Raw genomic sequence first — 20,468 nt, forward strand, 5'->3', positions numbered from 1 at the left:
ACATTTTCCAGTCTTTTAAAGAATTATCTTAGGGAAACCAGATAGTTAATTTTGAGGAAACCATGCACATAGTTGTTCTCGTTCTGGTTGAGGTGCTGATTGTTATTGGACTTTCACGGCTAGTAGGGCTAGCATTTCGTTCCATTAAGCAACCACTAGTAATTGGTGAGATTGTCGCCGGAATTATGCTCGGCCCATCTTTATTTGGTTTAGTTGCCCCCCATCTAGCAGTTAGCTTGTTTCCACCAGAAACTTTTCCTTTTCTGAATGTTTTGTCTCAGGTGGGACTAATATTTTTCATGTTTTTGATTGGGCTAGAACTAAATCCCAAATACCTCAGCGGACAATTAGAAGTAGCAGTTTTAACTTCTCATGTCAGCATTTTGGTGCCGTTTTCTCTAGGAACATTGCTAGCGGTGATACTTTATCCCCTAGTTTCCAATGCAAGTGTATCATTCACCGCCTTTGCATTATTTTTGGGGGCGGCGATGTCAATTACTGCCTTTCCAGTGTTGGCGCGAATCATTACTGAAAACAATTTACAAGGAACGCGTTTAGGAACTTTGGCGTTAACTTGTGCAGCAGTAGATGATGTGACAGCTTGGTGTCTCTTGGCAGTTGCGATCGCAGTTGCGCGAACTGGTGACTTTGCTGGTGCTATACCTACAATTATCGCCAGTATAGTTTACATCGGCTTGATGTTGACAGTCGGTCGTTGGTTCCTGCAACGCCTTGCCAAACACTACCTCCGTGCGGGAAGACTCAGCCAATTACTGCTAGCTGGGATTTACATGGCAGTAGTTGCGTCGGCACTAATCACCGAATTAATTGGGATTCACTTAATTTTTGGCGCATTTTTGCTGGGAGCAGCTATGCCCAAAAATGAAGATTTAGTGCGAGAATTGGCAATAAAAACGGAAGATTTTGTCTTAATTTTCTTGCTACCAATATTTTTTGCCTACAGTGGCTTAAAAACGCAGATAGGCTTGCTCAACCGTCCCGAATTGTGGCTTTTGTGTGCGTTGGTTTTAGCAGTAGCGATCGCAGGCAAGTATGTTGGTACTTATGTAGCAGCGCGTGTCAGTGGCATTAGTAAACGGGAAGCCTCGGCACTCGGTTGGTTAATGAATACTCGCGGTTTAACCGAACTGATAGTGCTAAACATTGGTTTAGAGTTAAAGGTAATTTCCCCCTTAATATTTACCATGCTGGTAATTATGGCATTGGTAACTACCTTCATGACCTCGCCACTACTGGAATGGACATATCCGAAGAAGCTGATCAGGTTAGATGTGGTGGAACCAGAGTTAGAAGCACAAACAGCTACCAGCGCTGCTGATGCCGAAACTTACATTCGTCCCTACCGAATTTTGGTGCCAGTGGCTAATCCAAGTACCCAAAAAGGCTTGGTACAGTTGGCAGCAAATATCGCCATCAACTCCCAATATCCCGCCGTTGTTAACCCTCTGAGCCTGATTGAATTTCAAGAAGATTATGCCTTTGAAAGTACGCCAGTTGAAGCAGACCGATTAATTGCCCAGCGCCGCCAGCAGCTAGAAGAATTGATTGATACCCTCGAACCACTAGAAATACGCTCTCACGTGCATCCGATCATTCGCATATCTAGTAATGTTGCACGGGAAACTGCACAGATTGCCGCACTCAAACAAGTTGATTTAATTCTTGTTGGATGGCATCGCCCAGCTTTTAGTAGTAATCGTTTAGGTGGACGAGTCGGACAAATGCTTACTACTGCCCCAGTGGATGTAGCAGTGTTTGTAGATAAAGGTAAAGAGCAATTAGAAACTTTATTAGTACCTTATTCAGCCAACATCCATGATGATTTAGCACTAATACTAGCTTTGAGACTGCTAATCAATCGTGAGACTTGTGTGTTGCAGATATTACAGATAGTAGCAAATGACGCCAAGGAAGAATTGAATTACGAACTAAATACGATGATGGAGCAATTACCGAGTAGTGTACGCGATCGCATTGAAATCAAAATTGTTCAAGCTCCAGATCCAATCCAAGCTGTAGTCGAAGCCTCAAAAAATGTCGACCTAACAATTGCTGGCACCAGCCGCGCTTGGGGTATCGAGCGTCAAACCTTGGGAAGATATACAGATCAACTAGCCATTCAATGTTGCTCCTCTCTGCTGATTACCCGCCGTTACAGTCAAGTCACCGCTCATCTGGCTTCCATGCTTCCTGATGTTAGTAGTCAAGAGCCAACATTGAGGAACTGAGAACATGAATCATTTCAACTTCAAATCTTTAGCTTTTTACGGAGTAGCAATAAGTTCAGTGCTACTGTTGTTTAAAACTGTCAGTGTTTACGGAGAAAACAAACTCAAGGCTCCTCCGCCAGTTAACGGTCGCTATCGTCTAACCTTAGCGGAAAATTTGCCTAACTGTGAAAAATCGGATACTCTGACGTTAAACATTGAGCAGTCAGGTATTTACTTAAATGCCTCTGTATTACCGGCAAACGCTAACGCCGACACTGACGAAAAGCACTCTCTGGCAGGCATCTTCAGAAATCAACAATTAAATTTATCTGGGAAAGTTGGCAGATCAATCCTTTGTAATATTTCTCGCCCCCAAAACGATCCTCTAACCTCAGTCACAATTCAAATGCAACTTGTGGATAAAGGTAATATGACAGGTCAATTAACCGTAAATAGTATTCCACAAACTCTGAAATTTACTGCTGTGCCTCAAAAAGCTAATTAAATTGGGGATGGGTAGAGACGCGATTCATCGCGTCTACGGAATTGGAAGCGCGAAATAAACAGCAATGTGAGCGCATTGTATGGGTTTTATGGAGCAAATAAACAGAATGAATCGGGAACTAAAAACTAAGCAATCTTACCAATGGGGCAAGCAGTTATTTAGCATCAGTATATTAAGTTTTTATGCAGCGATCGCCCTCGAAACTTTCACTACTGCTGCTACACCAGGGGCAAAGCTAAATAATTGGCGTTTTTCTCCCAAGACACAGCAACTCGAAATTACCCTCTCAGCAGGCATAACCCCTCGTTATTTCTACCTAGCTCAACCCTCTCGTTTGGTTGTAGATTTACCGAATACTAAGTTGGGCAAAGTTACCACGCAACAAAATTATTCTGGAGCAATCAAAAGCATTCGTATTTCTCAGCTAAACGCAAACGATACACGTATTGTCTTAGATTTAGCAGCAGGGACTGTTTTTAATCCCAAAAAGGTACAACTGCAACCCGTTTCCCGAAAAAATTCCACTCGCTGGGTGTTACGTCCGGTTATTTCTGGTAAAACTACTGCTGTAAAACCAGCAAAGTCGGCACCTTCAGCCAAGAAACAACCTCAAACACTCCAAAAACCGCCTAGTAACCTACCCGTAACTACTAACCCACAATCACCCTTACTCACAGCTCCGCCTCCATCCAATGAACTGCCCTCAACTACTACTAACTCAGGGCAGCCTTTTGTCACCGTACCTGCTTTAAATCCAAATCCATCCTCTCCCTCTCAACAACCTGCTTCGATTCTTCCCCCTCCTTCTTTTCCAAATCAACTCGGCAATTTAAATAACATTCCTCCTTTCGGGGTATCGGAATTTCCAGTTCCAACAATCCCCAACGATCCCGAACCCCAGGTAATCGAGTTTGGTCAACCTTTACCCAAAACTAAATAAAAATTGGGAATTGGGCATGGGGCATGGAGAAGAGGCAGAGGGGCAGAGGGGCAGAGGGGCAGAGGGGCAGAGGGGAAAAACTTACTGCCACTTCTCCCCTGCTCCCCTGCTATGCCCTAATAAATGAATTACCTTTTCCCAACTAACTCCTTCACCTTGTTGATGATGCCGACTGGATCGATACCTTGATATGGGTACTGTTCCCACAAACCGCCGCAACCTTCTTTATAAGTTCCGAGATGGGCATATTTGGGAGTCAACCCCCGCTCTAGCAGCCAAGAACCGAAACGACTACCTAAGCCAGTGCGACGGTTGAAGGGTTCTACTACAAGCACAAAAGGAGCGTTACCAACTTTGGTAATTATTTCTTCATCAATGGTGTTTAAAGTTGTTTTGTTAATCAAACCAACGTCTAGCCCTTCTTGTTTAAGACGCTCTACAGCATCAACGGCACGGTAGAGAGCATCGCCAAAACTGATAATGTAGCCTTGCGTCCCCTCTCGTATAACCTCATCTTTACCAGGAACAAATTTGTAGCCACTTCCAAACAAGTCATTGCCGTTGCTGTCCTGAATATTGGGGACTTTGGAACGGGTGGAGAAAATAAACCGCAGTCCAGGCTCAAAAAACACAGCTTCTACACAAGCTGTCATTTGATTATTATCTGCCGGGAAGTACAACTGTGTTGGGTAGCCATCATCCAAGCCATTGTCGGCAAACATATTATTTATACCAAAGTGGCAGCTGTTATCTGCCATATCATCTATACCCGCATGGGAAAAATGACACAGAACATTGGAATAGTTCAGCCGTGCCATCGTGATTTCTGAGATACACATTTCTAAGAAGGCGCTGAAGGTGGCAAAAATACCTTGCTTGCCCTCGTCCATCCCGAATCCAGCCGCAGCAGAGAAGTTGCTCCGTTCCATAATCCCGGAGGAAATAAATATTTCTGGGTATGTTTCATGAATTGTCTTCAAACCGCAGGAGCCTTCTAGGTCGCTATCAATGACCTTGACTTTTTCTTTACGCTCCGTCTCACTCATGCGACTGAGGACACCCACCACGGCTTCACCAAACACACTGCGGTTAGCGCCCCATTTGTCACCAGAACCCAGAAACGTATATGTTTGTTTGGGTTTCTCAATACTTTTAAGGTATTCGACAGCCGCAGTTTGTCCGCGAGATTCTAGATACTTAACTGCTAAATCTACAGAAATTACATCATGACCATGAATGGAACCTTCTAAACCTTCAATACCAGGACACATCGGGCGTTTATTGATAATAGCGATCGCTCCGGGAGTATTCACAGCTTCGCAAATACGACGGTATAAATCGTCTAAGTCTTCTCCGTTTCCCTGAAGAACCTTCAAACCGTGGCCTTCTAAGGTTTTGGCGACATTAAAACCAGGTAAATATTTAGAAGGATGTCCGGCGATCGTTACATCATTGTCATCAATAAGCAGCTTAACGTTGAGATGTTGAGCAACAGCCAAGCGAGCAGCTTCGGCATCATTGCCTTCCTGCTGCGAACCATCAGAACCGAGACAGAAAACAGCCTTGCCTGGATTCGCCATTGCCACACCATTGATGTAAGGCCAAATATGGCCCAAGCGCCCAGAACTAAATTTCACACCAGGAGTTAGTTTTAGTTCGGGGTGTCCCGGTAAATTGGAATGTGCTTGCCGATAACGTAAAAGTTGCTCCGCAGGTAAGTCACCATGCAATGTTGCCATCAGATATTGAGTGGCAACTCGATGTCCTGCTTCATCAAAGAAAATCTGTACAAATTGCTCCGATGCTCCCCGGAAAAAGGCATCGAGAATCATTACCTCTGGCACTGTATCATAAGGCCCACCAGTATGGCCGCCGACTCCGCTAGCCGCGCCAGTCGCTGTAAAAAACACGATCGCATCCCGGCAGAGTTGAATATTCGCTTTGAGAGTCTCTCGCTGTTCGCCGGTGAGGCTCGAATTTGCGGGATTGAGCGCTAAAGGTTTGTAAGCACCGAGATCGATTGGAAATTGGGTATTAATAATAGTCATGGTTTACTGATTGAATAAAAAACAATTTGAACAGACCGAATGCGCGATCGCACTACAACAAAAATTGTTAAAACCCTCATTGGGCAACAATTATCCAAGCTCAAGCCAACCACTTGGAACCATTGTGGAACCGTGTGATTTCATCAAATACCAAAATCAATACATTCAATTGTGCATGAATGTGCTTGAATTCAATTGAAGTTACGGATTACCGTACAAAGACTTGCATATCAATAAGTATAAACTCACAAACGTGCAATTTCAAGTCCAAAAACGCAATTTCAGGAAAATTAATTATGTTAACTGCTGAACGACGACAATTCATCTTAGAAATTCTGCGTCGTGATAAAAAGGTACTTTCGACAGAACTTAGTGCTGTTCTCAAGGTTTCTGAGGATACGATTCGCCGGGACTTGCGAGAACTGGCAGAAACCGGACTATTGCAACGCGTTCATGGGGGAGCGCTCCTCAAATCTCCAGCCACCGCCAGTTATGCCGATCGCCAAAAGCAAGCGCCAAAAGAAAAGGAAGCGATCGCTCGGACAGCAGCAAAATTAGTTTGTACAGGACAGGTGGTGATTTTAGATGGAGGTACAACAACTCTCCAAGTAACCCGTCATTTGCCTCTAGATTTGCACGCAACGGTGATCACAAATAGTCCGCCAATAGCAGTTGCTTTAGCAGAACATCCCCATATAGAGGTTGTGATGTTAGGTGGACAACTCTACAAAAAAGCCTTGGTGAACGTGGGTACTGTCACGATTGAGACATTACGGATGATTCGTGCAGATTTGTGCATGTTGGGGGTTTGCAGTTTGCATCCAGAAGTTGGGATTAGTGTACCGAACCTAGACGAAGCGCACGTCAAACGAGCCATGATTGCTGGATCGGCTGAGGTCGTAGGATTAGTGACAGCAGAAAAATTAGATACGGCTGCTCCTTATCTCGTGGAGTCTATTCATGCCCTGACTTACCTAGTAACAGCACCAACAGTATCGAATAATATGCTGAGTGCCTACAAAACTTTGGGTTTGACAATTATACGTGATGAGTACGAGTGATCTGATTTTGAAGATGCGATCGCAGGGGAGCGGGGGAGAATTCAAATACCAAGTTCTTTCCCCTCTGCCCCTCTGCCCCTCCGCACCTCTACCTCTTATACCCAATACCCAAATCTAAAATCTATCCGTTTCTTGAGGTGTTCCAACTGCTCCCGGTTGAGCGGTGAAGAAGTTTTGAGCAGCTTCATTCTGATATATACACCTAATATCAGGTTGGCCACTATCCAAGTTACCTGTAAAACCAAAGGTGTTCAGGCGATTTTTGCAATCTCTTACCTGATCGGATGTTACTAGCTTACGCTGCTCTAAAAGCGCCCAGTTATTTTGTCGGATCACACATCCAGGACGCATACTAGGCTGGGCAACATAAACATTAAAGGGGTTGAGAGTAACAAACAGTCTAGCGTCCATCACCATCGCGCTGGCTCCGTACTGCACGCAAATTTCAGGGTTCGGTGCTTTGGTGTCTATAAATTCACGAGAAGCCACATTTGATGGAGCCAATGTGGTTGTAGAACTAAAAGCAATGCCAATCCCAATTCCCAAAATCAACACCCCTCCCATAATTGCGATGGTGGTGAAGTTAAATAGAGGGGATTGGAAAATAGAGGGTTTAGAAGTAGTAGCCGATCTACCAGTAGATTTACGTGTCATTGTTGCTTAATCACCTTCACGCCGATTTGGGAGGGAGTGGTTTAAAGTTTTTTCTCCCTCTTTCAGTATGCCTATTCTTGACTGTAATTGCCTGTGATTTTCTCTGCGATATTCTTGTTAAATGAGAAAAATACTAGTTTATCTAGATATTGGCACAAAATTTTAATACTTTTAATTGTTATCAAATATAGCTAATTTAGTTTTCACAATTAATCTAGTCAGAATGCTTAAACCATCTAACTTTTGTTGTTAATTTTCAATTTTTCGGATGAAATATTTTTTTTCCCCTAGTAATTGATGTGTAAAACAATGTAAATTAAGATTTAATGAAATTTTAATAACTAATTGAAAGCAAGTGACATTTCAAAGAGCGCTACCTTCGGGCAAGAGGTTCAAAAATTCGCAACTTCAAATCTTCCTAGCTGATAGTCTGACTATTTTCTGGGGAGATTGGCTAGATTTACGCGTGAGAATTTTACCAGTTGCTGCATCAGGCTTAATATCGCCACTGATATATATTTTAGCTTTTGGCTTGGGTTTAGGTAGTTCCATCAAACCCGGTTCGGGAATTAGTGGTAACTATGACAACTATTTGGAATTTATATTACCGGGAATGGTGGCGCTGTCGTCGATGACGGTTAGCTTTGCTGGAACAACATTTTCAATTTGTGGAGACAGACTATTTACCAAAACCTTTGAGGAATTGTTGTTAACTCCCATAAATCCCTTAGCGCTGTACATCGGTAAAATGCTGGCGGGAGTCGTGCGGGGTTTGATGACTTCTGGTTCCGTGATTTTGGTAGCGCTGCTGTTTAGTGGAAACTGGAATTTTCTCAACCCACTGTTTTTACTGTTAGTAGTGCTAAATTGCGCGGTATTTGCTGGATTGGGGGTGATTGTAGGGTTGAGTGTGCGATCGCTCGAATCAGTCGGACTTTACAATAATTTTATTATTATCCCCATGTCCTTTTTAGGAGCAACTTTCTTTGACCCTGCTACATTACCAGCGGCTCTCAAAGTTTTAGTTTACCTGCTGCCACTAACCTACGCCAGCATTGGATTGCGTGCAGTTGCTCATTTACCCTTGTCTCAGTTCCCTTGGTACAGCATACCGATTTTGTTGGCGATCGCGATCGCTCTTTCTCTCTGGGGTGGTTATAAGTTTGCTCATCAACAAGATTAAAGCTTGCATTACAACTTGTGCTTTAACTGTTGAATTTTCTGTAAAACTTTTTCCCGATGGTGCGTTAGCTTGATCCATCGGGGTAAGCGACTGGCAAGACTGCCATTGTGCCAGCCTAATGACTCATCTGGCAAGCGTTCTCGCAACCTCGATCGAACATAGCTTTCCAGAAAGTTCAAATGTGCCTCATTATAAGCCCATAGTAACTGACCGCAACAAGAGATTTGCAGCCACAGGGGCAAGCCAAAAAAATGGTCTAATATTTCATAGCTGGAATTTCTTTTATTTCCATAATTGTTCTGCCACAGTAGCAATGCGGCTTTTCGATTGCCATCTTTTGACTGTTGTTTTGTATAGCTACAGTGCTGACAGGTAATTCTTTTGATGGAACTGAGGCTTGATTGCTCAGAGCTTAGAGTCAATATCTTGGCAATGCGCTCGCATTGGGGACAACGTACTAAAATTTCTTGCTCAAAATCAGAAAGTCGTTTGCCATAGGCTCTAAATCTTATAACCATTTCATCTCAAACCTGCTATGTAGCGTCCTATTAAGACAGCAATTAACCAATTAATTATTTATCTTTCACATATTGTCTAATCTGTCAATGTATAAGTGATAATTTGGATTTTTTATAAAGATTGCGTGAAATTACTAGTTATCATGATAAAGCATTACAAGAATTGCTTTATAAATCAACCTATGAGTAGATATCAACTCAGTGAGCAAAAACACATTAACCACTATTTATCTAGCAGATAGATAGCAGTTTTAGAGTGAGTTTTTGTTGTTTGATTTAAACCATGCGGTATAGCATTCTGCAAATCAATATCCAAAGGACACAAATATGACTAGAATTGCCACAAAAATAGCCTTGTCTGTTCTCGGAGCAGCAGGAATTAGTTTTTTGTCTTCGACACCAGCAAGAGCCGTCATTTTTGTAGAACCCATTGTGACGACTAAAAATCAAGAAGTATTCGAGGCAAAAAAACCAAGAACCCTTACAGGTTTTCTACCAGGGGAAGTAATAGAATATGGTGTTCCAGATGTAGCTAATAACTTTGTAAATGCCACTGGTTACGATATAAAAAGCTTGGTCTTTGATTTAAAAACACTGTCCTATAGTAATCCGAATTCAACTCCACCATTTGATAATGAACCAGTGCAGTGGGGAGATGTTAATGGAGATGGGAAGATTGGTAACTCTGCTAACCCCGATCTCAAGGATATTTTTACAGACATTACCATTGCTGGTAGTACTATCACTTTTAGTGGTGGCGTCATCCCAAACGGAAGCTTGTTTTACAATCCATTCGCTACCCTGCCTAATCTAGCGCCGGGTGCTGGAATCATTCCACCAATTCCAGCAGAGCAAGAAGATAAAGACGGGCCGATCAGAGTGGCTTCTTATTACACGGCTGTTCCTGAATCAACTAACGTTTTGGGCGTACTGGTTTTTGGCGCTTTAGGCGTAGCTTTAAAACTAAAGCGATCGCTCTGTTAAGAGGACTGGGGAAAAAGCAGAGGAGCAGGGGAGCAGGGGAGCAAGGGAGAAGTTGTAGTAAGTCTTTCCCCTCTGCCCCTCTGCCCCTCTGCCCCTCTGCCTTCATTCTGTAATTAGCTCCCGATACACTGTCATAGTTTCCTGATGAACGCGGGCAACATTCAGCCTGTCTAGGTTTTTCTTTGCCCGCTGTTTCCACTCTTGCAGCATCTCGGCATTACTCAGTAATTGCACTAAAACCCCAGCTAAAGCATGACTATCTTTTGCTGGCACCAAAAGACCTGCTCGCCCGTTGTCTAAAGCTTCAGGAATCCCGTCTACCTGAGTGCCGACGATCGCAGTTCCAGTTTCTCTAGCTTCTGAAAGTACCAAAGGGCAAGGGTCGCGGTGGGAAGCCAGCACAAATATGTCACAAGATATCAGATAGCGTTGAGGTTCTGGTTGGAAACCTTCAAAGTGAATGCGTTCTTTTACAGAAGTTGCTTGTGCCTGTGCTTCAAATAGCTGTTTATCAGGGCCATTTCCTACCAAATAAAGATGGGCTTGGGGAAAATCTGAAGCAACTTGTTCAAAGGCAGCAATTAACTCAGCAATTCCCTTGCGTTGATACATACCGGCTACAGTGGCGATCGCTGGATGCTGTAATGGTAAAGGTAGATAATCTTGTATCTGTCGGGTGCGGGGACTACCTAAAGTGCCGTTACATACCACCCGCAACTTGTTTTCTGGAATACCACGCCTAATCATAGAATCACATACAGCCTGACTAACAGCAATTACTCTGTCAGCTAAACCCATCAGCAGGCTGGCACGCTGAAATTCATTGTGGACTGTAGAAACTAAAGCATATTTGTTTCCTTTAAAAATGCGTGCTAATATTACTCCCGTCATCATGTGAGCGTGAACAATATCTGGTTGAAATTCAGCTGCGATCGCTCGGTAACGTATAGCTGCTTTAATCGTATTTATCGGTTTCCTGCTTTGGTTCAAGTGGTAATGTTTGACACCACAAAGCTCTAGTAAAGCCTCGTATTCTCCACCAGCAGAAACAACCGCTACCTCATAACCAGATTTTGCCTGTAGACAAGCCAGATCCACAGCCACATTCACAATACCGTTACCTATTTCTTGAACGTGGTTCAAAATATGTATGATTCGCATAATCTTTGACATGTATATAAAAAATAAAGATAAGTAACAGAGTATAAATCAACATAATTATTGAGGTCTTCAGCGACAACTAAAAAGTAGTCAGTAGTGCGTAAAATTAACCACTTTCTACTGATTAAGAGCGCTTATTACCAGTTACTTAGCTTAAAGACTTATTCAGTAACGGCTCGATAAATCGGGGTAAAACTTCAAAATTCTGAAGACTGAATCTGTTATCTTAAATTTTATATTTCCCAATACTTAGTATCGAAACTCTAGTACAGCATGGCAGCCAAAACAGAGAATAAAAGCTTTTATATACCGCTTAAGAAACAGCAATTTGCTTGATGATAAAGAAGGAAATTAATGGTAACAAATAATTCATTATTACTGTTAATAATTGTGTGAAAGCCCGGTAATGATAAAGCTTCAGTCAGTTTGAGTTGAACTCATAACCTTAGTTTGAGGTGACAAAATGGCAACTTTACAGACTCCACACTGCTAATCAAATTCCACAATTACCACCTCATATACACATAACCTGGTCTGATGGCAACCTACAATTTTTGCAATCGGGTACTTTTACAGAAGTTAAAGTCCTTGGTTATTATTCTTTTTACACCTTGGAGACTTCGGATAATTTCACTACGACAAATCTGGTAGTTGGTAGTAACTTCCTCGTCTAGCGTTCAGAGTTCGACTGAGCGCTCACAGGCAAGTCCACCAGTGGCACAGAATCTAATCTTAAGTTCTGAAAACTGGCGCTTTTATCCTGGGAATTTTGCCAGACATCATAGTAAAACTCAATCAATACAAGTTTACGAACCTGAGAATTGTTTCCCTGAGAGCGGCGTGATGAAATAGCAGTTAGCAAAAACTTCCAAGACCGAGGAGAAAGTATAGATAGATCTATCATTGAAAGAAAACTCTTGAGATTTTTTTGCTTCAGTGCTACTAAAATCCAATGGAGTTTCAGGTAATTTTTTATATCCTGAAAGGCGGGAATCTGTGAGCGATGTTGCTCATTTACCAAGGCGTAAATTTTTTCCTTCATTAAAATATTTGTCGCCAACCGCCGAGACAAAGAAAACTTCTGATTATACGCACCCGGCCAGATAGTGCGGTAAGCAAGACACTGGTTGAAGAAAATAGCATCGCCAAACTGAGCAATTCGAATCCAGGAATCGATGTCATCACAGTTAGCATCGAGTGTGGAGTCCCAACCACCACTTTGTAAGAAAGCATCACGTCGACAAGCTACTTGTACAGGTGTGCCAAAGGGTACAAGCTCTAAAAGCATCCCGTAGTGAATATCGGCTTGGGGGATATAAAAAGCTAAACCGGGGCCAACTTGGGGGGTGCGAGAGAGTTCAACTTCATTGCCATCCACCTGAGCCGCCACACAAGAGCAGATTACAGCTTCGGGACGAAGTGCGATCGCCTTTGCCATCTCTTCTATGCAGTTAGGCGCTAAATAGTCGTCATCATCTAAAAACTTAATCCAGTCGCCGCTAGCTTTGGCAACTCCAGCATTTACTGTTGCTGCATGACCTTGGTTTACTTCGTTACGATGATAAACAACCTTGTCCCCTAAGCTTTTGAGATAGGTTTGGGTGTCATCAGAAGAACAATCGTCGGCAACAACTACCTCGCACTCGATTGTTTGGTTACGAGCCGAATCAATTGCTCTTTTCAGTAAATTCAAGCGATTATAGGTACTGATAACGATACTAAATTTCATAAATTTTTCCTTTGTAGTACGGCATTTTGCAATATAGCTTCGATATGCAGGCTGTTGTATCAGTACAATTATCAATCCTAACAAGTAGACTGAAATAGGATTATCGATTTATCATTGATGATCGTGAGTTTTTTTTAAGCAGACAGAAAGACTATGAACGCTCAAGAGATTATCCGCTCCATTGAAGCGGAACAGATAAAATCGAATCTGCCCGACATTTATGTGGGCGACACTGTAAAAGTGGGAGTGAAAATCAAGGAAGGCGAAAAATACCGCGTGCAACCCTACGAGGGAGTTGTGATTGCCAAGCGCAATGGCGGCATCAACGAAACTATTACAGTTCGTAAGGTTTTTCAAGGCGTGGGCGTTGAGCGGGTATTTCTGTTGCATTCTCCCCGGATTGACAGCATTAAGGTGTTACGTCGCGGTAAAGTGCGCCGTGCTAAACTATATTATCTCCGCGATCGCGTAGGTAAAGCAACCCGAATCAAGCAACGGTTTGACCGCCCTTTGTGATTCGTCCTGCAAAAGTATGGGAGAAATCTCAAGCTGCAAGCGGCATCTGCCGCTGACTTGTTTTCCCGACAAAATTAAGGTATGATATAAATCGCATATTGCGTTAAACTGAAATTTAGTTCAGCGCAATCACTGAATCAAAAACAGCTTGTGCGCTCTTAGTTCAGTTGGTAGAACGCAGGTCTCCAAAACCTGATGTCGGGGGTTCAAGTCCTCCAGGGCGCGCTCAAGAGCAAAAAAACAAAGCCCGAAATAATTACGCTGCTGCTAATATAGCAGTTAGCGCTAATAATTTCGGGTAAACTTATTGTATTTGTAGTTGTTTTGCTTCCAGTAAGTGAAATAGAGTCGAAACTGCAAACCTAGATGACAATTAAACAGGATCTAGTATAAGAAACGGGGGATAACGGTCGTGGCCAAAAAAAGTGAAGCAGAATTGCCAGAAACCCCAAATGGGTTTAGCTTTGGCAACTTCATACAGGGAACCAAAGAAGAACTTGAAAAAGTAGTTTGGCCCAGTCGGAAACAGATAGTGAGCGAATCCGCCGCTGTGTTGTTAATGGTGGCACTTTCCGCATCTTTGATATACTTGGTCGATGGATTGTTTGCTTGGGCAGCAAAACAGGTGTTCTAATGAGTTTTGCAACAGATGAACCACGCAACTCAATGTTGCAGTCAGAAGAAACAGCAGAAGCAGCAGAAGCAGCAGAGGCAGCGTCAAAAGAAGCACGCTGGTATGCAGTACAAGTAGCTTCAGGCTGTGAGAAGCGTGTAAAGACTAACTTAGAGCAACGCATTCAAACTTTTGATGTCGCTGACAAAATTATCCAGGTAGAAATTCCGCAGACGCCAGCGGTGAAAATCCGTAAAGATGGCAGTCGCCAGCATACAGAAGAAAAAGTTTTCCCTGGTTATGTGCTGGTGCGGATGATGATGGATGATGATACTTGGCAGGTGGTACGCAACACCTCTCATGTAATTAACTTTGTCGGTTCAGAACAAAAACGTGGTAGCAGCAAGGGTCGCGGTCATGTCAACCCCATACCACTGAGTTCTTCAGAAGTTGAACGTATATTCAAACAAACCAGCGAACAAGAAGCTGTTGTCAAAATTGACATGGCTACTGGTGATAAGATAATGGTGCTTTCTGGTCCATTTAAAGACTTTGAAGGCGAGGTGATTGAAGTCTCTCCAGAACGGAGTAAACTTAAAGCCTTGCTCTCAATTTTCGGCAGGGATACACCAGTAGAATTGGAATTTAATCAGGTAGAGAAACAGAGTTAAATACAAATGGCGAAGAAAGTAGTGGCGGTCATTAAACTGGCCCTGAATGCTGGAAAAGCCAACCCAGCACCGCCAGTTGGTCCCGCCTTGGGTCAACATGGTGTCAACATCATGATGTTTTGTAAAGAGTACAACGCCAAAACAGCAGACCAAGCTGGAATGGTGATACCTGTAGAAATTTCGGTTTTTGAAGACCGGAGTTTTACATTCGTACTCAAAACGCCACCCGCATCAGTACTGATTCGGAAGGCGGCGAAAGTTGAAAAAGGCTCGAATGAACCCAACAAAAAGAAGGTTGGGTCAATTACCAAAGCACAATTGCAAGAAATAGCCCAAACAAAACTCCCCGACCTCAATGCCAACGACATAGACGCGGCAATGAAGATTGTGGCAGGAACGGCTAAAAATATGGGTGTAACAGTTACAGATTAGTCATTGGTCATTGGTCATTGGTCATTAGTAAAAAATCAACAAATGACAAAAGACAAAGGACAAATGACAAAGGACAAATAACTAAAAATTATCGGGGGAGAGGCGAGGCTTCGGAATTACCCCAGGAGAACAAATGCCAAAAATATCGCGTCGTTTGCAGGGTCTGCAAGCAAAAGTAGAAGAAAAAGATTATCATCCCCTAGAGGCTTTAGCTCTTCTTAAAGACACAGCAACAGCTAAATTTACCGAAGCTGCGGAAGCGCATATCCGGTTGGGAATTGACCCTAAGTATACAGACCAACAGTTGCGGACAACGGTAGCACTGCCCAAAGGTACAGGACAAATCGTCCGAGTGGCGGTGATAGCCAGAGGCGAAAAGGTAAACGAAGCCAGCAACGCTGGTGCTGATTTAGTTGGGTCAGAAGAACTAATTGACGAAATCCAGAAAGGTAGAATGGATTTTGACAAGCTGATTGCCACACCCGATGTGATGCCACAAGTGGCAAAGCTGGGTAAATTGCTTGGTCCGCGTGGTTTGATGCCATCCCCCAAGGGTGGAACCGTAACATTTGACTTAGCAGGTGCGATCGCAGAATTCAAAGCTGGTAAATTAGAATTCCGGGCTGACCGAACTGGTATTGTCCATGTTATGTTTGGTAAGACAACCTTCTCGCCTGAAGATTTGTTAGTCAACCTGAAGGCATTGCAGGAGACGATTGACCGTAACCGTCCTTCAGGAGCTAAAGGTCGTTATTGGCGCACATTTTATGTGTCAGCCACTATGGGGCCATCAATTAAAGTTGATATCAGTGCCCTACGAGATTTGAAACTGAGCCAAGCAGGTTAATTTTTAGTCATTAGTCATTTGTAAAGGCAAAGGACAAATGACTAAGGACAAATGACAAAATTAAATAAGCAAAGCCGGAGACAGCAGGTGCTAATAACTTAATATCCTGCCGAGGTTAAAACTCTAATTGTCAGAATTACCACCCATAAAGGTGTGATAACTATGGCGTCAAGAGTCTTACTACTAAACCCCGGCTAACTTAGCTGGGGTTTGTTGTTTGGGTTCAGGTTGAGAAAAAACACACAACTAGGGCACTTCCCCGATTGTTTTAAGGAGGTGAGATTGGAATGGGTAGAACACTAGAAAATAAACAAGAAATAGTAGCTGACCTCAAAGAAACTTTGAGTGAGTCAACTCTGGCACTGGTAATTGATTATCAGGGGTTAACAGTTTCGGAAATCACAGACTTACGGCGGCGGTTACGTCCCAGTGGCACTGTTTGTAAGGTGACGAAGAACACCTTAATGGGCATTGCCATCAAAGACGATGAAAAATGGCAGCCTTTGTCAGAATTGCTCAATGGTTCTTCCGCCTTTTTGCTGGTAAAAGATGATTTTTCATCGGCAATTAAGGCGTACCAAGAATTCCAAAAAGTCACCAAGAAGACAGAACTTCGCGGTGGTGTACTGGAAGGTCGCCTACTCAAAGAACCTGATGTCAAGGTACTAGGAGACTTGCCATCTAAGGAACAACTCATCGCACAAATTGCTGGGGCTATCAATTCCTTGGCTACCAAGATTGCTGTGGGTATCAACGAAGTTCCTGGTTCACTGGCTCGTGCTTTGCAGGCTGTGGCCGACCAAGAGCAAAGTGGTGGTAGTACCGAAACTGCTGCTGTACAAGATAGCGGCACCGAAAGCACTGCTGAAAGTGATAGTAGCACTGAAACTGCTGCTGAATAGACTTCGTGGTTCATCAGTCAAAAGTCTATAGTTAAAGACTAATGACCCATGACAAATAAATAATCAAAATTACAGGAGTTATATCAATGTCTGCTACAACCGATAACATTTTAGAACAACTAAAAACTCTTTCTTTGCTGGAAGCTTCTGAATTAGTCAAGCAAATTGAAGAAGCTTTTGGTGTAAGTGCTGCTGCACCTGTTGGCGTAGCGTTTGCAGGTCCTGGTGCTGCTGCTGCTCCTGCTGAAGAAGCTGTTGAGCAAACTGAGTTTGAAGTGATTCTCGAATCAGTCCCAGCTGATAAGAAGATTGCCGTACTGAAGATTGTTCGGGAATTGACTGGTTTGGGTCTGAAAGAAGCTAAAGATTTGGTAGAAGCTGCGCCCAAGGCAGTTAAAGAAGGTATTGCTAAGGATGCTGCTGAAGATGCTAAGAAGCGCATCGAAGAAGCTGGCGGTAAGGTGACTGTTAAGTAGTCACAATTCTATTACCAGTTTTTTATTAAGGAGCCTAAGTTAGGCTCCTTTTTTTTATCGTAGAGTCTTCTGTTGTAGATAAAAATACTATTAAGTATTACAACGTTCATTTGTTGTTAAAAAAGCAAGGGTTATATTAAGTTGGATTGATTTGCTTTCTTACCCATTGACGAAATGCTCTAAGGGTTGGACTTCTACCTAAAGTTCGGCTTTGTTCGACAAATCGGGGAATTTCTTCAACAATGGGTAAGTTGGGAAAAGTAGAACTAATTTCAGACTCAATGTATTTGCCATCCTGAAGAATATTAATTTGTAGCTTGCCATTTTCATATCGCCACAGTTCAGGAACTTGCAATGCTTCGTAAGCATCTAGTTGAGTTTTGGAAGTAACATCAACTTCAATTGCAAGGTCAGGTGGCGGGTCAACCGTCAAGTCTATTCGCTCTTTACCAATCATTTGAGCATGATTTTGAATGTAGAAAGAGTCATCAGGCTCTACACCAAAAGCCATATCTTCACGTTTGAAAGTGGTTGAGCCAAATGTTTCACAGTCAATCTCTAGCTCTTCCAACAAAATTTTCACCAAATCCCCAATGATGACTTTGGCTTTTTCATGCTTTGGTAATGGCATTCTCATCTCCAAAGTTCCCTGGCTGTAAGCCAATCGAGTGGCTCGATGGTCGCCAAGTTCTTCTAAAATTGCCTCAAATTCTTGCCAGCTAACATCGTGGAGTATTACTCTATGTCCCGGCGGAACACTTAATTGTCGCAATTGAAGTGTTACCATTATTTACCATTGAAATTTCAGGTTTAGATTGTAAAAGCCAAGATGTAACTATCGTAGCAAAAAATAATATTTAACTATCAAACTTTTTATTGATGATATGTGCAAAAACGAAGTTTTGTTATTTTAGCAAGATTTTAGGGAAAACTATAACTGAAGCTTCTCTATTAAAACAAGATTGAGAAATAGTTATGGATTTAAATGGATTAATTTGGACTAAAAACGTAAAACCTTTAAATGGTGAACCTTGGGCTTATCCCAGCATACCTAATATACATCCAGAATTAAAAATATTTGCATTACATTGGAGAAATTTAAAAAATAGAGATGAAAAAGGTGCAAGGGTGCCACAAGAAGGTGAACTGATGATTTTAAGACAACGTAGCAAAGTAACGCACATTGTTAAAATGCTGAATAAGCAAGTTTATCCTGATAAAAATGCTGGAGATGAATTTAATATTTATCGCCTTGTTCAGGTGATTTGGATGACGGATAATTGGGAGCATCCTCCAGATAACAGTAAAATATTTGATTGTGCGATTAAATTCCCTCCTACTGGAAAAGCAATAAAATTGGAAAATATACGAGCATTCCAAGACCGGTGGAGTACAGAAGGATTAACGTTTCAACAGCACGTCCAAAACGAATTAAATATTCATTAACAAACAAAAAGCCCTGCAAATTTAAATGCAGGGTTTTGATTTTATATAGATCCAAAATTAATTACTTGCCGTTGCCATTACCACCATTGCCATTGCTATGAATGACACGTTCGGCAAGCTTTTCTGGCACTTCTTGGAGATGGTCATATTCCCAGTGGAAGGAACCAACGCCCAAGGTGAGCGATCGCAGCTCTACAATAAAATTCTGCATCTCTGCTTGTGGTAAGTATGCAGAGACATTATCCCAGCCTTGCCAATCGTTTCTACCCTCATAGCCTAAAATTTGCCCCCGTCTACCACTCAACAGTTGCAGCACTTTGGAGGTAAATTCGCTCGGTGTAGTCACTTCTATCCGCAGAATTGGTTCTAACAGGGTAGGTTCTGCTTGGGGTATTCCCGTTTGCATTGCTAATCGGGCAGCTTGCTTAAAGGCTTGTTCGGAACTGTCAACGTTGTGATACGAACCATTAGTCAGAGTTACCGCCAAATCGACTATTGGGAAGCCTAAAGGCCCGTGTGTCAGAAATTCCCTCACGCCCATTTCCACCCCAGGAATGTACTGTTTGGGAACCACGCCGCCGACAATGGTTTCATTAAAGTTAAAACCTGTACCGCGTGGCAGGGGCTTGATTTCGAGAAAAACATCACCAAACTGTCCGTGACCACCGCTTTGGTGTTTGTAGCGTCCATGAACTGAAGCCACTGTTTTGCGGATGGTTTCTTTGTAAGGCACTTGTGGTAAGTGCGTTGTCATTGGCAAGTTATATTTGCGGCGCAGTCTGTCTAGGGCGACTTGTAAATGAATCTCGCCTTGTCCCCACAAGATAACTTCGTGAGTATCACCGTGTTGTTCCCAAGCAAGTGAGCAGTCTTCTTCTAATAACTTGGTAATAGCACTGCTGAGTTTAACTTCATCGTTGCGCTTTTCTGGTGTAATGGCCAGAGCATAGACTGGTTCTAACTCTACAGCTTTGGGTAATTTTATTGCCGACTGCTGTTCTGTGGAGATTGTATCGCCTGTCTTGATTCCTTCTAAACGGCTTAATGCGACAATTTCACCAGCACTAACTTGGTTAACTGATTGCTGTTGTTGTCCCATGAGGCGGTAAATTCCACCAGTGCGAATGCCATTGAGGACGATGCCATCAGTTAATTTGCCCCGCCAAACACGCACCAAAGACAGTTTGCCACCTTGGGGAGTGTAGTAAGTTTTTAATACCTGCGCTAAAGCTGTATCACCTTTTATGTTTTTTAAACGACGTTCTGCTGTGCTTTCTGGTTCGGGGGCTTCCCGTAACAAGGCTTCTAATAGAGGTCTTACACCATAATCTTGTTCTGCGACACCAAAGAAAACGGGCACTACCAAATCTGCCCCTAATTCCATTTTTAAATCTTTGAGGATTTCTTCTTGAGGTGGCTCAATGTGTTGAACTAAGCTGAAGAGTCACCTCTTCAACTCGTCTTCAAAACCGGACGTGAGACTTTCGCCTCATCCGGCTCCTCAGTTGTGTGGCTTCTGTCATAAGTACCTTGTGAATCATGGTTTGTTTT

Annotated in this window: 21 protein-coding genes, 1 tRNA gene, 1 pseudogene and 1 other annotated feature; of the genes and pseudogenes, 16 read left to right on the top strand and 7 right to left on the bottom strand. The window is 42.8% G+C overall.

The features are described from left to right. Positions 1-62: 62 nt before the first annotated feature. The 3 genes from AC1F2U_RS12985 (at position 63) to AC1F2U_RS12995 (ending at position 3,676) form a co-directional block, all read left to right on the top strand. Positions 63-2,249: a cation:proton antiporter gene (locus AC1F2U_RS12985; protein ID WP_480261486.1), complete on the top strand. Its 2,187-nt coding sequence runs from the start codon at positions 63-65 to the stop codon at positions 2,247-2,249. 4 nt (positions 2,250-2,253) lie between these two features. Further along, positions 2,254-2,736, top strand: coding sequence for a hypothetical protein (locus tag AC1F2U_RS12990; protein WP_480261487.1), 483 nt, complete (start codon positions 2,254-2,256; stop codon positions 2,734-2,736). Between the two features lie 106 nt (positions 2,737-2,842). Continuing rightward, on the top strand, positions 2,843-3,676 hold the full coding sequence (locus AC1F2U_RS12995) for an AMIN domain-containing protein (RefSeq protein ID WP_480261488.1): 834 nt from the start codon (positions 2,843-2,845) through the stop codon (positions 3,674-3,676). Between the two features lie 128 nt (positions 3,677-3,804). Here AC1F2U_RS12995 and AC1F2U_RS13000 read toward each other — a convergent pair whose 3' ends face one another. After that, positions 3,805-5,724, bottom strand: coding sequence for a transketolase C-terminal domain-containing protein (locus AC1F2U_RS13000; protein ID WP_480261489.1), 1,920 nt, complete (start codon positions 5,722-5,724; stop codon positions 3,805-3,807). Between the two features lie 296 nt (positions 5,725-6,020). On the opposite strand from AC1F2U_RS13000, the gene AC1F2U_RS13005 reads away from it, so the two are divergent. Next, positions 6,021-6,785 (top strand): DeoR/GlpR family DNA-binding transcription regulator, encoded by a 765-nt coding sequence (locus tag AC1F2U_RS13005; protein WP_480261490.1) that lies wholly within the window; start codon positions 6,021-6,023, stop codon positions 6,783-6,785. 114 nt (positions 6,786-6,899) lie between these two features. Here AC1F2U_RS13005 and AC1F2U_RS13010 read toward each other — a convergent pair whose 3' ends face one another. Then, positions 6,900-7,439 (bottom strand): DUF3172 domain-containing protein, encoded by a 540-nt coding sequence (locus tag AC1F2U_RS13010; RefSeq protein WP_480261491.1) that lies wholly within the window; start codon positions 7,437-7,439, stop codon positions 6,900-6,902. Positions 7,440-7,794: 355 nt separating this feature from the next. Here AC1F2U_RS13010 and AC1F2U_RS13015 point away from each other — a divergent pair, with 355 nt between their 5' ends. After that, positions 7,795-8,622, top strand: a complete 828-nt coding sequence (locus tag AC1F2U_RS13015) for an ABC transporter permease (protein ID WP_480261492.1) — start codon at positions 7,795-7,797, stop codon at positions 8,620-8,622. A gap of 8 nt (positions 8,623-8,630) precedes the next feature. On the opposite strand, the gene AC1F2U_RS13020 is transcribed toward AC1F2U_RS13015, so the two are convergent. Next, the gene (locus AC1F2U_RS13020; protein ID WP_480261493.1) at positions 8,631-9,140 is read right to left on the bottom strand and encodes a hypothetical protein; all 510 of its coding nucleotides are present in this window, start codon (positions 9,138-9,140) and stop codon (positions 8,631-8,633) included. A gap of 327 nt (positions 9,141-9,467) precedes the next feature. On the opposite strand from AC1F2U_RS13020, the gene AC1F2U_RS13025 reads away from it, so the two are divergent. After that, positions 9,468-10,124, top strand: a complete 657-nt coding sequence (locus tag AC1F2U_RS13025; RefSeq protein WP_480261494.1) for a hypothetical protein — start codon at positions 9,468-9,470, stop codon at positions 10,122-10,124. 102 nt (positions 10,125-10,226) lie between these two features. On the opposite strand, the gene AC1F2U_RS13030 is transcribed toward AC1F2U_RS13025, so the two are convergent. Then, positions 10,227-11,285 (bottom strand): glycosyltransferase family 4 protein, encoded by a 1,059-nt coding sequence (locus AC1F2U_RS13030; protein ID WP_480261495.1) that lies wholly within the window; start codon positions 11,283-11,285, stop codon positions 10,227-10,229. A 455-nt stretch (positions 11,286-11,740) separates the two neighbouring features. Here AC1F2U_RS13030 and AC1F2U_RS13035 point away from each other — a divergent pair, with 455 nt between their 5' ends. Beyond that, positions 11,741-11,959, top strand: coding sequence for a hypothetical protein (locus AC1F2U_RS13035; RefSeq protein WP_480261496.1), 219 nt, complete (start codon positions 11,741-11,743; stop codon positions 11,957-11,959). On the opposite strand, the gene AC1F2U_RS13040 is transcribed toward AC1F2U_RS13035, so the two are convergent. After that, positions 11,956-13,014 carry a glycosyltransferase family 2 protein gene (locus AC1F2U_RS13040; RefSeq protein ID WP_480261497.1) on the bottom strand — a complete coding sequence of 353 codons (1,059 nt, stop codon included), beginning with the start codon at positions 13,012-13,014 and terminating at the stop codon, positions 11,956-11,958. The two genes, AC1F2U_RS13035 and AC1F2U_RS13040, sit on opposite strands and share 4 nt — an antisense overlap. Before the next feature lie 153 nt (positions 13,015-13,167). Between AC1F2U_RS13040 and rplS the strand changes: the two genes are divergently transcribed. The 8 genes from rplS (at position 13,168) to rplL (ending at position 17,471) form a co-directional block, all read left to right on the top strand. Continuing rightward, positions 13,168-13,530 carry a 50S ribosomal protein L19 gene (rplS, locus tag AC1F2U_RS13045; RefSeq protein ID WP_094348921.1) on the top strand — a complete coding sequence of 121 codons (363 nt, stop codon included), beginning with the start codon at positions 13,168-13,170 and terminating at the stop codon, positions 13,528-13,530. A 152-nt stretch (positions 13,531-13,682) separates the two neighbouring features. Beyond that, a tRNA-Trp gene (locus tag AC1F2U_RS13050) sits at positions 13,683-13,755 on the top strand. Positions 13,756-13,942: 187 nt separating this feature from the next. Beyond that, positions 13,943-14,164, top strand: a complete 222-nt coding sequence (gene secE, locus AC1F2U_RS13055) for a preprotein translocase subunit SecE (RefSeq protein ID WP_480261498.1) — start codon at positions 13,943-13,945, stop codon at positions 14,162-14,164. Continuing rightward, positions 14,164-14,814 carry a transcription termination/antitermination protein NusG gene (gene nusG, locus AC1F2U_RS13060; RefSeq protein WP_094348919.1) on the top strand — a complete coding sequence of 217 codons (651 nt, stop codon included), beginning with the start codon at positions 14,164-14,166 and terminating at the stop codon, positions 14,812-14,814. The genes secE and nusG overlap by 1 nt, the downstream gene beginning before the upstream one ends. Positions 14,815-14,820: 6 nt before the next feature. After that, positions 14,821-15,246 (top strand): 50S ribosomal protein L11, encoded by a 426-nt coding sequence (gene rplK, locus AC1F2U_RS13065; protein WP_094348918.1) that lies wholly within the window; start codon positions 14,821-14,823, stop codon positions 15,244-15,246. Between the two features lie 133 nt (positions 15,247-15,379). After that, positions 15,380-16,093 carry a 50S ribosomal protein L1 gene (gene rplA, locus AC1F2U_RS13070; RefSeq protein WP_194043412.1) on the top strand — a complete coding sequence of 238 codons (714 nt, stop codon included), beginning with the start codon at positions 15,380-15,382 and terminating at the stop codon, positions 16,091-16,093. Between the two features lie 56 nt (positions 16,094-16,149). Further along, positions 16,150-16,317 (top strand) — a sequence feature (ribosomal protein L10 leader region). A 63-nt stretch (positions 16,318-16,380) separates the two neighbouring features. After that, on the top strand, positions 16,381-16,995 hold the full coding sequence (gene rplJ / locus AC1F2U_RS13075) for a 50S ribosomal protein L10 (RefSeq protein WP_480261499.1): 615 nt from the start codon (positions 16,381-16,383) through the stop codon (positions 16,993-16,995). 86 nt (positions 16,996-17,081) lie between these two features. Beyond that, positions 17,082-17,471 (top strand): 50S ribosomal protein L7/L12, encoded by a 390-nt coding sequence (gene rplL, locus AC1F2U_RS13080; protein WP_322703945.1) that lies wholly within the window; start codon positions 17,082-17,084, stop codon positions 17,469-17,471. A gap of 136 nt (positions 17,472-17,607) precedes the next feature. Here rplL and AC1F2U_RS13085 read toward each other — a convergent pair whose 3' ends face one another. Then, positions 17,608-18,258 (bottom strand): Uma2 family endonuclease, encoded by a 651-nt coding sequence (locus tag AC1F2U_RS13085; RefSeq protein WP_480261500.1) that lies wholly within the window; start codon positions 18,256-18,258, stop codon positions 17,608-17,610. Between the two features lie 188 nt (positions 18,259-18,446). Between AC1F2U_RS13085 and AC1F2U_RS13090 the strand changes: the two genes are divergently transcribed. Further along, positions 18,447-18,917 (top strand): hypothetical protein, encoded by a 471-nt coding sequence (locus tag AC1F2U_RS13090; RefSeq protein WP_480261501.1) that lies wholly within the window; start codon positions 18,447-18,449, stop codon positions 18,915-18,917. Positions 18,918-18,978: 61 nt separating this feature from the next. Here the strand turns inward: AC1F2U_RS13090 and AC1F2U_RS13095 are convergent. Beyond that, positions 18,979-20,346 (bottom strand): annotated as a pseudogene (locus AC1F2U_RS13095) (elongation factor G); the annotation flags it as partial. Positions 20,347-20,468 lie beyond the last annotated feature (122 nt).

The sequence above is a fragment of the Nostoc sp. LEGE 12454 genome (genome assembly GCF_056620565.1).

Bases quoted from the DNA above. Each gene is read 5' to 3' on its own strand.
- AC1F2U_RS12985 (WP_480261486.1), top strand. From the start codon at position 63: ATGCACATAGTTGTTCTCGTTCTGGTTGAGGTGCTGATTGTTATTGGA.
- AC1F2U_RS12990 (WP_480261487.1), top strand. From the start codon at position 2,254: ATGAATCATTTCAACTTCAAATCTTTAGCTTTTTACGGAGTAGCAATA.
- AC1F2U_RS12995 (WP_480261488.1), top strand. From the start codon at position 2,843: ATGAATCGGGAACTAAAAACTAAGCAATCTTACCAATGGGGCAAGCAG.
- AC1F2U_RS13000 (WP_480261489.1), bottom strand. From the start codon at position 5,724: ATGACTATTATTAATACCCAATTTCCAATCGATCTCGGTGCTTACAAA.
- AC1F2U_RS13005 (WP_480261490.1), top strand. From the start codon at position 6,021: ATGTTAACTGCTGAACGACGACAATTCATCTTAGAAATTCTGCGTCGT.
- AC1F2U_RS13010 (WP_480261491.1), bottom strand. From the start codon at position 7,439: ATGACACGTAAATCTACTGGTAGATCGGCTACTACTTCTAAACCCTCT.
- AC1F2U_RS13020 (WP_480261493.1), bottom strand. From the start codon at position 9,140: ATGGTTATAAGATTTAGAGCCTATGGCAAACGACTTTCTGATTTTGAG.
- AC1F2U_RS13025 (WP_480261494.1), top strand. From the start codon at position 9,468: ATGACTAGAATTGCCACAAAAATAGCCTTGTCTGTTCTCGGAGCAGCA.
- AC1F2U_RS13030 (WP_480261495.1), bottom strand. From the start codon at position 11,285: ATGCGAATCATACATATTTTGAACCACGTTCAAGAAATAGGTAACGGT.
- AC1F2U_RS13040 (WP_480261497.1), bottom strand. From the start codon at position 13,014: ATGAAATTTAGTATCGTTATCAGTACCTATAATCGCTTGAATTTACTG.
- rplS (WP_094348921.1), top strand. From the start codon at position 13,168: ATGAACGCTCAAGAGATTATCCGCTCCATTGAAGCGGAACAGATAAAA.
- nusG (WP_094348919.1), top strand. From the start codon at position 14,164: ATGAGTTTTGCAACAGATGAACCACGCAACTCAATGTTGCAGTCAGAA.
- rplK (WP_094348918.1), top strand. From the start codon at position 14,821: ATGGCGAAGAAAGTAGTGGCGGTCATTAAACTGGCCCTGAATGCTGGA.
- rplA (WP_194043412.1), top strand. From the start codon at position 15,380: ATGCCAAAAATATCGCGTCGTTTGCAGGGTCTGCAAGCAAAAGTAGAA.
- rplJ (WP_480261499.1), top strand. From the start codon at position 16,381: ATGGGTAGAACACTAGAAAATAAACAAGAAATAGTAGCTGACCTCAAA.
- rplL (WP_322703945.1), top strand. From the start codon at position 17,082: ATGTCTGCTACAACCGATAACATTTTAGAACAACTAAAAACTCTTTCT.
- AC1F2U_RS13085 (WP_480261500.1), bottom strand. From the start codon at position 18,258: ATGGTAACACTTCAATTGCGACAATTAAGTGTTCCGCCGGGACATAGA.
- AC1F2U_RS13090 (WP_480261501.1), top strand. From the start codon at position 18,447: ATGGATTTAAATGGATTAATTTGGACTAAAAACGTAAAACCTTTAAAT.